The organism is Phenylobacterium sp. (assembly GCF_004299445.1).
In the GTDB taxonomy this organism is placed as follows: Bacteria; Pseudomonadota; Alphaproteobacteria; order Caulobacterales; family Caulobacteraceae; genus Phenylobacterium.
Window position 1 is genome coordinate 15,718 of record NZ_SCTC01000031.1, and the last position, 13,398, is coordinate 29,115.

At 67.7% G+C, this 13,398-nt stretch carries 13 protein-coding genes; 12 read left to right on the forward strand and 1 reads right to left on the reverse strand.

Annotated features, from left to right (window positions below):
• Window positions 1-42: 42 nt before the first annotated feature.
• The 4 genes from proS to EPN98_RS07225 all read left to right on the forward strand — a co-directional run bounded on the left by proS (window position 43) and on the right by EPN98_RS07225 (window position 4,869).
• Window positions 43-1,359, forward strand: a complete 1,317-nt coding sequence (proS, locus tag EPN98_RS07210) for a proline--tRNA ligase (RefSeq protein ID WP_293361989.1) — start codon at window positions 43-45, stop codon at window positions 1,357-1,359.
• On the forward strand, window positions 1,356-2,651 hold the full coding sequence (locus EPN98_RS07215) for a lipoprotein-releasing ABC transporter permease subunit (protein WP_293361991.1): 1,296 nt from the start codon (window positions 1,356-1,358) through the stop codon (window positions 2,649-2,651). Before proS ends, EPN98_RS07215 begins: the two co-directional genes overlap by 4 nt.
• Window positions 2,644-3,342 (forward strand): ABC transporter ATP-binding protein, encoded by a 699-nt coding sequence (locus EPN98_RS07220; protein ID WP_293361993.1) that lies wholly within the window; start codon window positions 2,644-2,646, stop codon window positions 3,340-3,342. The genes EPN98_RS07215 and EPN98_RS07220 overlap by 8 nt, the downstream gene beginning before the upstream one ends.
• A gap of 198 nt (window positions 3,343-3,540) precedes the next feature.
• The gene (locus EPN98_RS07225; protein WP_293361995.1) at window positions 3,541-4,869 is read left to right on the forward strand and encodes an amidohydrolase family protein; all 1,329 of its coding nucleotides are present in this window, start codon (window positions 3,541-3,543) and stop codon (window positions 4,867-4,869) included.
• 10 nt (window positions 4,870-4,879) lie between these two features.
• On the opposite strand, the gene EPN98_RS07230 is transcribed toward EPN98_RS07225, so the two are convergent.
• Complete coding sequence (locus tag EPN98_RS07230) at window positions 4,880-5,023, reverse strand: hypothetical protein (protein WP_293361997.1); 144 nt, start codon at window positions 5,021-5,023, stop codon at window positions 4,880-4,882.
• A gap of 114 nt (window positions 5,024-5,137) precedes the next feature.
• Between EPN98_RS07230 and sidA the strand changes: the two genes are divergently transcribed.
• The 8 genes from sidA to EPN98_RS07265 all read left to right on the forward strand — a co-directional run.
• Entirely contained in the window at window positions 5,138-5,227 is a 90-nt protein-coding gene (gene sidA, locus EPN98_RS24510) for a cell division inhibitor SidA (protein ID WP_366558464.1), read from the forward strand.
• Window positions 5,228-5,253: 26 nt separating this feature from the next.
• Entirely contained in the window at window positions 5,254-8,694 is a 3,441-nt protein-coding gene (gene dnaE / locus EPN98_RS07235) for a DNA polymerase III subunit alpha (RefSeq protein ID WP_293361999.1), read from the forward strand.
• 146 nt (window positions 8,695-8,840) lie between these two features.
• Window positions 8,841-9,623: a PEPxxWA-CTERM sorting domain-containing protein gene (locus EPN98_RS07240; protein WP_293362001.1), complete on the forward strand. Its 783-nt coding sequence runs from the start codon at window positions 8,841-8,843 to the stop codon at window positions 9,621-9,623.
• 96 nt (window positions 9,624-9,719) lie between these two features.
• The gene (locus EPN98_RS07245; protein WP_293362003.1) at window positions 9,720-10,049 is read left to right on the forward strand and encodes a hypothetical protein; all 330 of its coding nucleotides are present in this window, start codon (window positions 9,720-9,722) and stop codon (window positions 10,047-10,049) included.
• A 225-nt stretch (window positions 10,050-10,274) separates the two neighbouring features.
• Window positions 10,275-11,198, forward strand: a complete 924-nt coding sequence (gene rpsB / locus EPN98_RS07250) for a 30S ribosomal protein S2 (RefSeq protein ID WP_293362005.1) — start codon at window positions 10,275-10,277, stop codon at window positions 11,196-11,198.
• A gap of 92 nt (window positions 11,199-11,290) precedes the next feature.
• Window positions 11,291-12,229 carry a translation elongation factor Ts gene (gene tsf, locus EPN98_RS07255; RefSeq protein WP_293362007.1) on the forward strand — a complete coding sequence of 313 codons (939 nt, stop codon included), beginning with the start codon at window positions 11,291-11,293 and terminating at the stop codon, window positions 12,227-12,229.
• Between the two features lie 93 nt (window positions 12,230-12,322).
• Window positions 12,323-13,039, forward strand: a complete 717-nt coding sequence (gene pyrH / locus EPN98_RS07260; protein ID WP_293362008.1) for a UMP kinase — start codon at window positions 12,323-12,325, stop codon at window positions 13,037-13,039.
• 43 nt (window positions 13,040-13,082) lie between these two features.
• A partial coding sequence (locus EPN98_RS07265; protein WP_293362009.1) for a ribosome recycling factor occupies window positions 13,083-13,398 on the forward strand: 316 nt, incomplete at its 3' end.

Sequence of the window (13,398 nt, forward strand, 5' to 3'; positions counted from 1 at the left end):
CAAGGCTATCAGGGCGCCTTCGCCTGATCTGACGGGAATCCCATGCGCCTTTCGCGATACTTCATGCCCACGCTGCGCGAGGCGCCTGCCGACGCGCAGATCGTCTCGCACCAGTTGATGCTGCGGGCCGGGATGATCCGCCAGGAGGCGGCGGGCATCTACGCCTGGCTGCCGCTGGGCCTCAAGGTGCTGAAGAAGATCGAGCAGGTGGTGCGCGAGGAGATGAACCGCGCCGGCGCCGTCGAGATCCTGATGCCGACGTTGCAACTGGCCGACCTGTGGCGCGAGAGCGGCCGCTACGAAGCCTACGGCGACGAGATGCTGCGCATCAAGGACCGCCACGACCGCGACCTGCTGTACGGGCCCACGGCGGAGGAAGTCGTGACCGACATCTTCCGGAGTTATGTGAAGTCCTACAAGGACTTGCCGAAGAATCTTTACAACATCCAATGGAAGTTCCGCGACGAGCGCCGGCCCCGGTTCGGGGTGATGCGGGGCCGCGAGTTCCTGATGAAGGACGCCTACAGCTTCGACATCGACGAAGCGGCGGCGCGGCGCAGCTACAACCGGATGTTCCTGGCCTATCTGAACGTCTATGCGCGGCTGGGCCTGAAGGCGATCCCGGTGCGGGCCGACACGGGCCCGATCGGCGGCGACCTCAGCCACGAATTCATAATCCTGGCCGATACCGGCGAGAGTGAAGTGTTCGCGCACCGCGACCTGGTCGAGATGGGCGCGCCCGGTCCCGACATCGACTGGGACGGGGACCTGCAGCCGCTGGTCGACCGGCGCACGGCGCTCTACGCCGCCTCGGACGAGATGCACGACAAGGCGGCTTACGAGGCGCTGCCCGAGGACAAGCGGATGACCGCCCGGGGCATCGAGGTGGGCCACATCTTCTATTTTGGCGAGAAGTACTCGGCCCCCATGGGCGCGAAGGTCACCGGGCCCGATGGTAAGGACGTGAACGTTCAGATGGGCTCGTACGGCGTGGGCGTGTCGCGTCTGGTCGGCGGGATCATCGAGGCCAGCCACGACGCCTCGGGCATCATCTGGCCCGACAGCGTGGCGCCCTTCGGCGCGGCCGTACTGAACCTGCGGGTCGGCGACGCCGGCTGCGACGAGGTTTGCGAGAAGGCCTACAAGGCGCTGAGCGACGCCGGCCTTGATCCGCTGTACGACGACCGCGACGACCGGCCCGGCGCCAAGTTCGCCGCCACCGACCTGGTCGGCATCCCCTGGCAGCTGATCGTCGGGCCCAAGAGCGTGGCCGAGGGCGTCGTGGAATTGAAGCGCCGAGCCACTGGCGAGCGCCAGACTGTTTCGCTGGACGCGGCCTTGAAGGCCATCATTGGATGAGTGAACGCGCCGCCGTGACCGGCGGGCGGGCCCCGCCGTTCGGGCTCTGGGAACGCATGCTGGCGAACCGCTACCTGCGGGCCAAGCGGACCCAGGGCGGCGTGGCGCTGATCTCGGTGATCTCGTTCATCGGGATCATGCTGGCGGTGGCGACGCTGATCATCGTGATGTCGGTGATGAACGGCTTCCGCAGCGAACTGCTCGGCCGGATCCTGGGCTTCCAGGGGCATGTGTTCGTCACCGGCGGCGTGCTCGACGGGCCGGGGCGCGAGGCGGCCGCGGCGCGCATCCTGAAGGTGCCCGGCGTGACCCAGGCGGCTGGGATCATCGAGGCCCAGGCCATCGCCATCGGCCCCAGCCAGATCACCGGCGCCCTGGTGCGCGGGATCGGGCCCAAGGACCTGGCCGACACCAAGCTGGTCTCGGGCAACATCACCGCAGGCTCGCTGCGGACCTTCGGCCAGGGCGAGTACGGCGGCGATGTCGTGATCCTGGGCGCGCGGCTGGCGCAGCAGCTGGGTGTGGCGCCCGGCGACACGGTCACCCTGATCTCGCCGGCGGGCGGCGCCACGGCGTTCGGCGGCACGCCGTTGCAGAAGACCTACACGGTGGGCGCGACCTTCCAGGTGGGCATGAGCCAGTACGATCAGGCCTACATCTACATGCCGCTCAGCCAGGCCCAGCTGTTCTTCGACCGCGAGGACACCGCCGACGCCATCGAGGTGCGGGTGCAGGACCCTGACCATGCCGGCCGCATGATCGCGGCGATCAGCAAGGCAGCCGGTCCGGCGGCGCTGGTCAGCGACTGGACCACCCGCGACGCCTCGTTCTGGGGCGCCCTGCAGGTCGAGCGCAGCGTGATGCGGCTGATCCTAATGCTGCTGGTGGCCATTGCGGCGATGAACATCATCTCGGGCCTCGTGATGCTGGTGAAGAACAAGGGCCGCGACATCGCCATCCTGCGCACCATGGGGGCGGGGCAGGGGTCGATCCTGCGCATCTTCTTCATGGCCGGCGCCAGCATCGGAGCCCTGGGAACGCTGGCCGGCCTGGCGGTGGGCGTCGTGTTTTGCCTCAACATCGACCCGATCCAGACGGCGGTGGAGTATGTGACTGGCCAGGCCGTCTTCTCGTCCGACGTCTACTATCTGTCGCGCGTCCCGGCGAAGGTGGACTGGCTTGAGGTGCTGGTGATCGTCTCCTGGGCGCTGGGCATGAGCTTCCTCGCCACCCTGCCGCCGGCCTGGCGGGCCTCGCGCCTCGATCCGGTGGAGGCGCTTCGTTATGAGTGAGCCGGTGCTGTCCATCCGAGGCTTGCGGCGCACCTACGTCACCGCGGCGGGCGAACTGCCGGTATTGAAGGGCGTCGACCTGGACGTGCAGCCGGGCGAGATCGTGGGCCTGATCGGGCCGTCGGGCTCGGGCAAGTCCAGCCTGCTGCATGCGGCCGGCCTCTTGGAGCACGCCGACGACGGGCGGATCTCGATACAGGGCCGCGACTGCACCGACCTGAGCGACCGCGAGCGCAGCCACGTGCGCCTGGGCGCCATCGGTTTCGTCTACCAGTTCCACCACCTGCTGCCCGAGTTCTCGGCGCTGGATAACGTGGCCCTGCCGATGATGATCGCAGGCGTCTCGCGGAAGAGCGCACGCGACCGGGCGCGCGCCTTGCTGGACGACCTGGGCCTCAAGGAGCGTGTGCAGCATCAGCCGGCGCAACTGTCGGGCGGCGAACAGCAGCGGGTCGCGATCGCCCGCGCTCTGGCCAACGCGCCGCGCCTGCTGCTGGCCGACGAGCCGACCGGCAACCTCGATCCCACGACCTCGGGCGCGGTGTTCGACAGCCTCTACGCGCTGGCTCGCCGGACGGGGGTCGCCGCCGTGGTCGCCACCCACAACCTGGAACTTGCGAGCCATATGGACCGCGTGCTGGCGCTCAGGGACGGGCACCTGGAGGCGTGGACGCGGCCGGTCGGGGCCTGAACCCCACCACACCACGACCACGGTGGCCGGGCTTGTCCTGGCCACCCGGAAGGCCTGTCACTCTGGGCGGAGCCGAGGCGGCGATGCCATGCGCATCGTTCCAGGGTGGCCGGGAGTAGCCCGGCCATGACGTTCGAAAGGTGGGTGGACACAGGCTTGGCCTGACTTAGGCTGCTCCGAATTCGGGGGAGTTGCATCATGCGCCTGTTCGCCGCCGCGGCCGTCGCCGCGCTTTGCCTTGCCGGTCCGGCGATGGCGCAGTCCGTCACGGTGATCCACGCCGGCGGCCTTCTCGACAAGCCGGGACAAGCGGCCAAGGGGCCCTCCACGATTACCGTCCGCGACGGGAAGGTGGCCTCGGTCCAGAGCGGCTATGTCGATCCGCCCGCCGGCGCGCGGGTGGTCGACCTGAAGGACCAGTTTGTGCTGCCCGGCCTGATCGACATGCACGTCCACATCTTCAGCGACGACGACAAGATGAAGGCGCGGATCGAGGGCTCGAACCGCGACATCGAGGACAACTTCGTCATCGGCGTCGACAACGCGCGGCGCACGCTGGAGGCGGGTTTCACCACCATCCGGGACCTGGGCAGCGACATTCGCAGCGTCACGGCGCTGCGCGACGGGATCAACAACGGGCTGCTGGCGGGACCGACCATCGTGCCGGCCGGCCGCGCCATCGCCATCCGCTCGGGCCACGCCGATCCATCCAACAACCTGAACCGCGATTTGACCGACGCGGCGCTGGCCAAGGCCGAGAACGTCTGCAACGGCGCCGACGACTGCCGCCGCGCCGTGCGCTCACAGATCAGCCAGGGCGCCGAGGTGATCAAGTTCACGGCCACCGGCGGGGTGAACTCGAACGTGGCCGGCGGGCTGGGCCGGCAGATGTTCGACGACGAGATGAAGGCCATCGTCGACACGGCCCACATGTTCGGCCGCAAGGTGGCGGCCCATGCCCACGGGACCGACGGGATCGAGGCGGCGCTGCGGGCCGGGGTCGACTCCATCGAGCACGGCACCTTCGGCACGCCCGAGACCGATGCGCTCTTCAAGAAGACCGGAGCCTGGTTCGTGCCCACCATGCTGGCGCCGCAGGCGGCGCTGGTGCAGGCGCGGGCCGGCGCGCGCAGCAAGAACACCCTGGACAAGGCCGAGATCGCGGCGAAGGCGGCGATGGAGAACCACAGGCGCGCGATCGCCTCTGGCGTGCAGATCGCCTTCGGCACCGACACCGGCGTGTCGTCGCATGGCGACAACGGCAAGGAATTCGCGCTGATGATCCAGGCGGGCATGACGCCCGCTCAGGCGATCAAGGCCGCCACCGTGGACGCGGCTGACCTGCTGGGGCGCAGTGAGACACTGGGCACGCTTGAGCCGGGCAAGGACGCCGACCTGATCGCGGTGGCCAAGAGTCCGCTGAGCGATGTCACCGAGCTGGAGCGGCCGACGTTCGTGATGCGCCGCGGCGTCGTCCACAAGCAGGGCGGTCAGCGCCAGCCATTCCCGCCGGCGGGGCGGCCCTGAGGCGGGGGGCTCAGCCTGATTTGCGCGCAGCGGGCAGACCTTCGGCTACGGTCGCCACGAAGTCGAAGACGTCATCTGCGAGCGTGGTTTCGAAGGTCACACGAATTTCGATCACATATTCGCCCCGTCGCATGAACCAAAGGCCCTGGCCCACGCGCGAAATCTCGCGCGATTGTACGGCTTGACGATGAGAACAAAAGAGGAATAAGAACGAAGGCGGAACGCGCCCACAGGTTCTCCACAGGCGCTCAACAACGGGATGCCGAAGATGGTTCGTCTGGCTCGGGAATCGCTGGCCTTTGCCTCTGTCGCCAGCTTTGTCTGGATGGTGTGTTCGGTGGCGGGTCTTGTGACCTGACCGCCATGCGAATGGGGGAAGCGGCCTTGACTGGAGGAAGCGGCGAAGGGTTCGTCCACCTCCGGGTCCGTTCCGCCTATTCGCTGCTCGAAGGGGCCATCAAGGCCGACAAGATCGGGGGGCTGGCCAAGGGCGACGGGATGCCGGCCGTGGGGCTGGCCGATCGCGCCAATCTGTTCGGAGCCCTGGAATTCTCTGTCGCCACCAAGGGCGAAGGCGTGCAGCCGATTATCGGATGCGCGCTGCCGGTGAGCGGGATCGGCGAGGCTCTGCCCGAGCGCTGGGCCAAGACCCCGACAGTAATGCTGATCGCGCAGAACGAGCGCGGCTATCTCAACCTCTGCGACCTGTCTTCCATTGCCTACCTCGAGATCGACGCCAGTGAGGAACCGCACGTTCCCTGGGCGAAGGTCTGCGAACTGAGCGAGGGCTTGATCCTGCTGTCGGGCGGGCCCGACGGTCCGGTCGATCACCTGTTCGCCGCGGGCAAGATCGACGAGGGCCGCGCGGTGCTTGCCGAGATGAAGCGGGTGTTCGGCGATCGCTTCTACGTCGAGCTGCAGCGTCATGGCGCACCCAGCGAACCGGCCGCCGAGGCGGGGCTCGTGAGCTTCGCCTACGAGGAGGACGTGCCCCTCGTCGCCACCAACGACGTCTATTTCAAGAACGCCCAGGCCTATGCGGCGCACGATGTGCTGCTCTGCATCGCCGATGGCGCATTCGTGGGGCAGGACGAACGGCGGCGCGTCACGCCCGAGCACGGCTTCAAGTCGGCGGCCGAGATGCGGGCGCTGTTCGCCGACCTGCCCGAGGCGTGCGACAACACCCTGGATATCGCCCGGCGCTGCGCCTTCATGGTCAACAAGCGCGACCCGCTGTTGCCGCGCTTCCCCGGCAGCGACGGGCGTACCGAGGACGAGGAGCTGGCCTTCCAGGCGCGCGAGGGCCTGAAGCTGCGGATCGCCGCCGGCCGCGCCAACAGCTTCCCGGTCGCCGACTACGAGGCGCGCCTGGAGCGGGAGATCCAGGTGATCACCCAGATGGGGTTCCCCGGCTACTTCCTCATCGTGTCGGACTTCATCAAGTGGGCGAAGGCCCGCGGCATCCCCGTGGGCCCCGGGCGGGGTTCGGGCGCCGGCTCGCTGGTGGCCTACTCACTGACCATCACCGACCTCGACCCGCTGCAGTACGGACTGCTGTTCGAGCGCTTCCTGAACCCGGAACGCGTGTCGATGCCCGACTTCGACATCGACTTCTGCCAGGAGCGACGCGAGGAGGTGATCTCCTACGTGCAGCAGCGCTATGGCCGCGACCGGGTGGCCCAGATCATCACCTTCGGCACGCTGCAGGCCCGGGCGGTCCTGCGGGACGTCGGTCGGGTGCTCCAACTCCCGCTGGGCCAGGTGGACCGGCTGGCCAAGATGGTGCCGGCCAACCCCGCCAATCCTGTGACCCTGGCCCAGGCCATCGAGATCGAGCCGCGGCTGAAGGAGGAGCGCAAGCGCGACGAGGCGGTGGCGCGGCTGCTGGAGATCTCGCTGCAGCTTGAGGGCCTCTACCGAAACGCCTCGACCCACGCCGCGGGCGTGGTGATCGGCGACCGTCCGCTGACCCAGCTCACGCCGCTCTATCGCGACCCGCGTTCCGATCTGCCCGCCACCCAGTTCAACATGAAGTGGGTTGAGAGCGCGGGCCTGGTGAAGTTCGACTTCCTTGGCCTGAAGACGCTCACCGTGATCGACCGGGCGGTGAAGTACCTGGAGAAGCGCGGGTCGGCGGTGGACATGGCCGCGCTGCCGCTCGACGACGGGCCGGCCTACGAGCTGATGAGCAACGCCCAGACGATCGGGGTCTTCCAGCTTGAAGGGCAGGGGATGCGCGACACCCTGCGCCAACTGCGCCCCGGGTCGATCGAGGACGTCACCGCCATCGTGTCGCTGTACCGGCCGGGCCCGATGGACAACATCCCGGCCTTCGTCGACTGCAAGTTCGGCCGCCGCGAGATCGACTATCTGCACCCGATGCTGGAGGGGGTCCTGAAGGAGACCTACGGCATCATCGTCTACCAGGAGCAGGTGATGCAGATCGCCCAGATCCTGGCGGGCTACAGCCTGGGCGAAGCCGACCTTCTGCGCCGCGCGATGGGCAAGAAGAAGAAGGAGGAGATGGAGCTCCAGCGCGCCCGCTTCGTTTCGGGCGCCGAGGCCAAGGGCGTACCGGGCGCGCAGGCGGGCTCGATCTTTGACCTCGTCGACAAGTTCGCCGGCTACGGCTTCAACAAGTCGCACGCCGCCGCCTACGCGGTCGTCAGCTACCAGACCGCCTGGTTGAAGGCGAACGCGCCGGTCGAGTTCTTCGCCGCCTCGATGAGCCTCGACATCGCCAACACCGACAAGCTCTCGGTGTTCTACCAGGACGCCAAGCGCTTCGGCGTGAAGATCCGGCCGCCCTGCGTGAACCGCTCGATGGCGGATTTCGACGTGGAGGACGGCGAGGTGCTCTACGCCCTGGGCGCCATCCGCAATGTCGGCATGCAGGCGATGGAGCACGTGGTGCAGGTGCGCCGCGAGGGCGGGCCGTTCCGAGACATCTTCGATTTCGTCGAGCGGGTCGACCCGCGGCAGGTCAACAAGCGCACCTTCGAGACGCTGGCGCGCGCCGGCGCCTTCGACAATATCCACCCCAACCGCGCCCAACTGATGGCGGCGGCAGAGCTGCTGCTGGGGGTGAGTCAGAGCGTGGCGGCCCAGCGGGAGTCGGACCAGGGCGGCCTGTTCGGCGACTCCAACGCTGACCTGATCCAGGCCCAGCGCAACAAGATGCCCCGCACAGATCCCTGGACGCCCACCGAGCGACTGGACGAAGAACTGGCGGCCGTGGGGTTCTATCTGTCCGGTCACCCGCTGGACGATATGGTCGAGGCGCTGCGCCGCAAGCGGACCGACCTGCTCACCGACGCGATCGCCAAGGCGCTTGGCGGCGCCGAGGCGCTGCGGATGGCCGGTGTGGTCCGTCGCAAGCAGGAGCGTCCGTCGCGCTCGGGCGAGAAGTTCGCCTTCGTCACCTTCTCGGACCCCACCGGGGAGTACGAGGTGCTGTTCCCGCCCGAGAGCCTGAAGAAGTGCCGCGACTTTCTCGAACCCGGCAAGGCGGTGGCGCTCAGGGTGCGGGCCAAGGCCAGCGACGGGGAAGTCCGCTTCTTCGGCGATGACGTCGAGCCCGTGGAGAAGGCGATCGAGAACGTGGTTGCGGGCCTGCGCGTCCACGTCTCGCCCAACGCCGAGATCGAGGCGATCAAGAAACGCCTGGGCGTCACGAACAGCCGGGGCGGCGAGGTCCTGCTCACCACCCAGCTGGGGGCCGGGCGCGAGGTCGAGCTGAAGCTGCCCGGCCGCTTCACCCTGGATGGCGCCGTGCGAGGCGCGATCAAGACGGCTCCGGGCGTGGTCTTCGTCGAGGATCTGTGACCGCAATGGGCGCTGCCGCGCGTCACAACGGCCAGCACGTACGACTTTAGTCCTAGGACTTCTGGCCAATTTTCGCCGCCTCGCCCGAGTGTCACCCTCGAGGCTGCGAGAGGCCGGCCGCTTTCGGTCTCCGAAGGGAGTTTCCGATGACTGTGGTCCGCATGGCCTTCGTCGCCGCCGCAATCTTGCTGACGGGCGGCTCCTCAGCCCACGCTGCGAAGTTCGTTTTCGATATACAGATGACGTCGCAGACCAACTGCAACCCGGTCGACTGCATCGCGGACGATAGCTTCGTCCCCTACAGCCACAAGCTGACGATCGAGTTCACGCCGGCGCGACGCCTCGACAACACGACAATCAACTCCCAAGGCGAGATGCTCCGCATCGTGTCGCTGCTGGGCCCGGCCACGGGGGGGCCGCCGGATGCGGACCTCCTGGCGCTGAGCGGCGTGGACCCCGACCAGGTCCGGTACCGAGTGTTCGCGACCCAGGTGGACGTCGGCGTTCCGCCCTACCGGGGTGACTCCCAGGTCTTCATCAGCAGCAACGGCGGCCGGGTCTTCGACACGGAGCCGGGTGTCGTGAGGCAGGACGGCTACTCCTTTTCCCTCTCGACGTTGCCGGTGCGACAGACCTTTCTGCCGTACGGCGGGCTTACAACCACCAACGACCTCTACGTGATGCTGCTCGGTATCGACGCCGCCGGCGGCTTCGATGTGATGGGCGGCGCGACGCACGATGATTATGCGTTCGATCCTGAGACCGGCGAGATGCTGCGCGACGACAGCACCTCGGTGGCGCGACGCGGCACGGCCAGACTCAATGTCGCCGAAAGCGCTGTTCCTGAGCCGGGGACCTGGGGGTTGCTGATCCTGGGTTTCGGGGCGATCGGGATGGTGTTGCGGCGACGCCCGGTCGGTGCGGCCTGAGGCGGCGGAACCTTGTGTCGCCCATGGCCGAGCATCCTTAGCTCGCGCCAAGCTCAAGCTCGTGCTTCCTTGACGGGAGAAACCGGGGAGTGCGCTGTGAAGTTGATCGCCCTTTTCGCCGTCGCCGCGGCGCTGACCGCCGGCCCGGCTCTCGCCCAGGGCACGTTCAACAACGGCAGGAAGCCCGCGACGGGCTTCGGCGCGCCGTCGTCTTCCGCGCCGAGGCCGTCCTACGGCGTCGAGGCCCACCAGCCCCAATCAGGCGGCGCCAGGACCTATGGGACCCCACCTTCCGCTGGGGGAGGGTTCAAGCCGTACGAGCCGTACAAGTCGAGCTCGATCTATGCGAGCCCGAAGCCGTCGACGTCGGGCGCCAAGCCCTGCGAGACCAGCGTCTACGTCAACGCTTGCGACAAGCGCCGCTGAGCTTCGCGGTCGGCGGTCCGAAGGCCGCCGGCTCTACTTTCTGCGCGCGACCCGCCCGCGATGGGGCGGCTTGATTTTCCGGCGTTTTCCAACTACATGCGCCGCTCCAATCCACACGCGGGTGTGCGGGCCTGACAGGGAGACATCCTGTTCAGTCCGTTCCGGTCCTCCCCAGGGAGGGTTTGCCCGCGGCGGTTCAACCGGAAGAAAGACGAGATACAGACGATGGCTCTGCCTGAAATTTCCATGCGCCAGCTGCTCGAGAGCGGCGCCCACTTCGGTCACCAGACGCACCGCTGGAACCCGAAGATGGACAAGTACATCTTCGGCTCGCGCTCCAATATCCACATCATCGACCTGTCGCAGTCGATTCCGCTGCTGCACCAGGCGCTGGTGAAGGTGCGTGAAGTCGCCGCCGGCGGCGGCCGCATCCTGTTCGTGGGCACGAAGCGTCAGGCGTCCGAGCCGATCGCGACGGCCGCGAAGCGCTGCGCCCAGTACTACGTGAACCACCGTTGGCTGGGCGGCACGCTCACCAACTGGCGCACCGTCTCGGGCTCGATCGCGCGCCTGCGCGAGACCGACTCGCTGGTTTCGGGCGACGGCCAGGGCCGCTCCAAGAAGGAGCTGCTGCAGCTGACGCGCGAGCGCGACAAGCTGGAGCTGTCGCTGGGCGGCATCAAGGACATGGGCGGCATCCCCGACCTGATGTTCGTGATCGACACCAACAAGGAAGCGATCGCGATCCAGGAAGCCCGGAAGCTGAACATCCCGGTCATCGCCATTCTCGACACCAACTGCAATCCGGACGGCATCACCTATCCGATCCCGGGCAACGACGACGCCGCGCGCGCCATCCAGCTGTATTGCGACCTGATGGCCGATGCGATCCTGGACGGCCTGGCGGCCGGCCAGTCGGCGGCGGGTGTCGACCTGGGCGCTTCGGTGGCCCCGATCGAGCCGACGCTGGCCCGCGAACTGACGCCGGAAGTCGCGGCTGAGCCCGCGGTGTCGGCGCCGGAAGCGGCGGCCCTCGAGGCCGAGATGACCGCGGCTGCCGAGCCCGATACCACCGCCGCGGAGGCCACGACGGCCGACGCCCAGGTGGAAGGCGGCGCTCCCGCGGCGAGCGAAGAACAAGCCGGCTAAGCCGCCCTCGGGCGACTGGCTGTCACAAAACCCTGACGACGGGCCCTCACATGGGGGTCCGTCGTGATTCAACGACCTAAGAGGAGCTGACCATGGCGGAAATCACCGCTGCGCTGGTCAAGGACCTGCGCGAAAAATCCGGCGTTGGCATGATGGACTGCAAGAAGGCCTTGCAGGAAAACAACGGCGATATCGAAGCGTCGATGGACTGGCTGCGCACCAAGGGCCTGGCCAAGGCGGCCAAGAAGGCCGACCGCGCTGCTGCTGAAGGCCTGGTGGCCGGCAAGATCGGGGCCGACGGCAAGACCGGCGTGCTGGTCGAGTTCAACGCCGAAACCGACTTCGTGGCCAAGAACGACCAGTTCCAGCAAGCCGCCCGCGACTTCGCGGACGTGGCGTTGGCGGTCGGCGGCGACGTGGCCACGATCTCGGCCGCCAAGACGGCCAAGGGCGAAGTGGTTTCGGACGTGATCACCAACCTGATCGCGACGATCGGCGAGAACATGCAGCTGCGCCGCGCGGCCAAGCTGTCGGTCGATGCGGGCGCCGTCTCGCTCTACCTGCACAACAAGCAGGGCGACGACGTCGCCAAGCTGGCCGTGCTGGTGGCGCTGGAAGGCGCGGGCGATCAGGCGACCCTGGCCGAAGTGGCGCGCAAGATCGCGCTCCACGTGGCCGGCACGCCCACGCCGCCGCTGGCCCTGAACGCCAGCGAGCTGGACCCGGAAGTCGTCTCGAAGGAGCGCGAAATCCAGGTGCAGATGGCGATGGAGTCGGGCAAGCCGAAGGAAATCGCCGAAAAGATGGTCGAGGGCCGGATCCGGAAATGGCAGGAAGAGGTCGTGCTTCTGGCCCAGCCCTTCGTCATGAACCCGGACCAGACCATCGAGCAGCTGGTCGCCGAGACGGCCAAGCAGGTCGGCTCGCCGGTGACGGTGAAAGGCTTCGTGCGCCTCGCCCTGGGCGAAGGCGTGGAGAAAAAAGCTGACGACTTCGCCGCCGAAGTGGCCTCGATGACCGGCCAGGCCTGATCCGCCTGACCTGACGAAAAGAGGGCGCGGTACGTTCGACGTACCGCGCCCTTCCTGTATGTTCCCCCGACACGCCGCCAGGATTCCGCCCGCATGCCCGTACAGCCGCGCCACAAACGCATCCTCCTGAAGCTGTCGGGGGAGGCTGGCGTCGGCGGCGACAAGTTCGGTATCGACCCCGCCACGCTGGCCGCAGTGGCCGACGAGATCGCCCAGGTGGCGCGCGCCGGCGTGCAGATCTGCGTGGTCGTGGGCGGCGGCAACTTCTTCCGGGGGGCCGCCCTGGCCGAAGCCGGGATGGAGCGGGCCAGCGCCGACTACATGGGCATGCTGGCGACCATCATGAACGCCCTGGCCTTGCAGTCCTCCCTCGAAAAGGTGGGGGTCTTCACGCGCGTGCAGTCGGCCATCCCGATGGAAGCCGTCTGCGAGCCTTACATCCGTCGCCGGGCTGTCCGGCATCTCGAGAAGGGTCGAGTGGTGATCTTCGCGGCCGGCGTGGGCGCGCCGTTCTTCACGACCGACTCGGGCGCCGCCCTGCGCGCCGCCGAGATGGGATGCGAGGCGCTCTACAAGGGCACCAGCGTCGACGGCGTCTACACCGCGGACCCCAAGAAGGACCCGAACGCCCAGCGCTACGAGACGCTGAGCTACCAGGACGTCCTGGCCAAGAACCTGAAGGTCATGGACCCGTCGGCCGTCAGCCTCATGCGCGACAATCACATCCCGATCGTGGTGTTCGACATCCGCGAGCGGGGCAACCTGCTCAAGGTGCTCAACGGCGAAGGCGTCTTCACGACCATCGCCTAGCCGCTACAGTCCACTTCCAAGACAAGACGACGGAGACGCCGCCATGGCCACCACCGAGAAGCCCGTGATCTCGAAGTACAAGGATCGCATGGATAAGGCGGTCGCGGCGCTGCAGGACGAGTTCGGCTCGCTGCGGACCGGCCGGGCCTCGTCCAGCCTGCTGGATCAGATCCGCGTCGACGCCTACGGGTCTCAGACGCCGCTGAACCAGGTGGGTGCGATCAGCGTTCCGGAACCGCGGATGATCACCATCAACGTCTGGGACCGCGCGCTGGTCGTATCGGTCGAGAAGGCCATCCGCGCTTCGGACCTGGGGCTCAACCCTGTGGTCGATGGCACCACCCTGCGCCTGCCGATCC

Excerpts from the sequence above, each read along its gene's own strand:
- proS (WP_293361989.1), top strand. The coding sequence starts at position 43 with ATGCGCCTTTCGCGATACTTCATGCCCACGCTGCGCGAGGCGCCTGCC.
- EPN98_RS07215 (WP_293361991.1), top strand. The coding sequence starts at position 1,356 with ATGAGTGAACGCGCCGCCGTGACCGGCGGGCGGGCCCCGCCGTTCGGG.
- EPN98_RS07220 (WP_293361993.1), top strand. The coding sequence starts at position 2,644 with ATGAGTGAGCCGGTGCTGTCCATCCGAGGCTTGCGGCGCACCTACGTC.
- EPN98_RS07225 (WP_293361995.1), top strand. The coding sequence starts at position 3,541 with ATGCGCCTGTTCGCCGCCGCGGCCGTCGCCGCGCTTTGCCTTGCCGGT.
- sidA (WP_366558464.1), top strand. The coding sequence starts at position 5,138 with ATGGTTCGTCTGGCTCGGGAATCGCTGGCCTTTGCCTCTGTCGCCAGC.
- EPN98_RS07240 (WP_293362001.1), top strand. The coding sequence starts at position 8,841 with ATGACTGTGGTCCGCATGGCCTTCGTCGCCGCCGCAATCTTGCTGACG.
- rpsB (WP_293362005.1), top strand. The coding sequence starts at position 10,275 with ATGGCTCTGCCTGAAATTTCCATGCGCCAGCTGCTCGAGAGCGGCGCC.
- tsf (WP_293362007.1), top strand. The coding sequence starts at position 11,291 with ATGGCGGAAATCACCGCTGCGCTGGTCAAGGACCTGCGCGAAAAATCC.
- pyrH (WP_293362008.1), top strand. The coding sequence starts at position 12,323 with ATGCCCGTACAGCCGCGCCACAAACGCATCCTCCTGAAGCTGTCGGGG.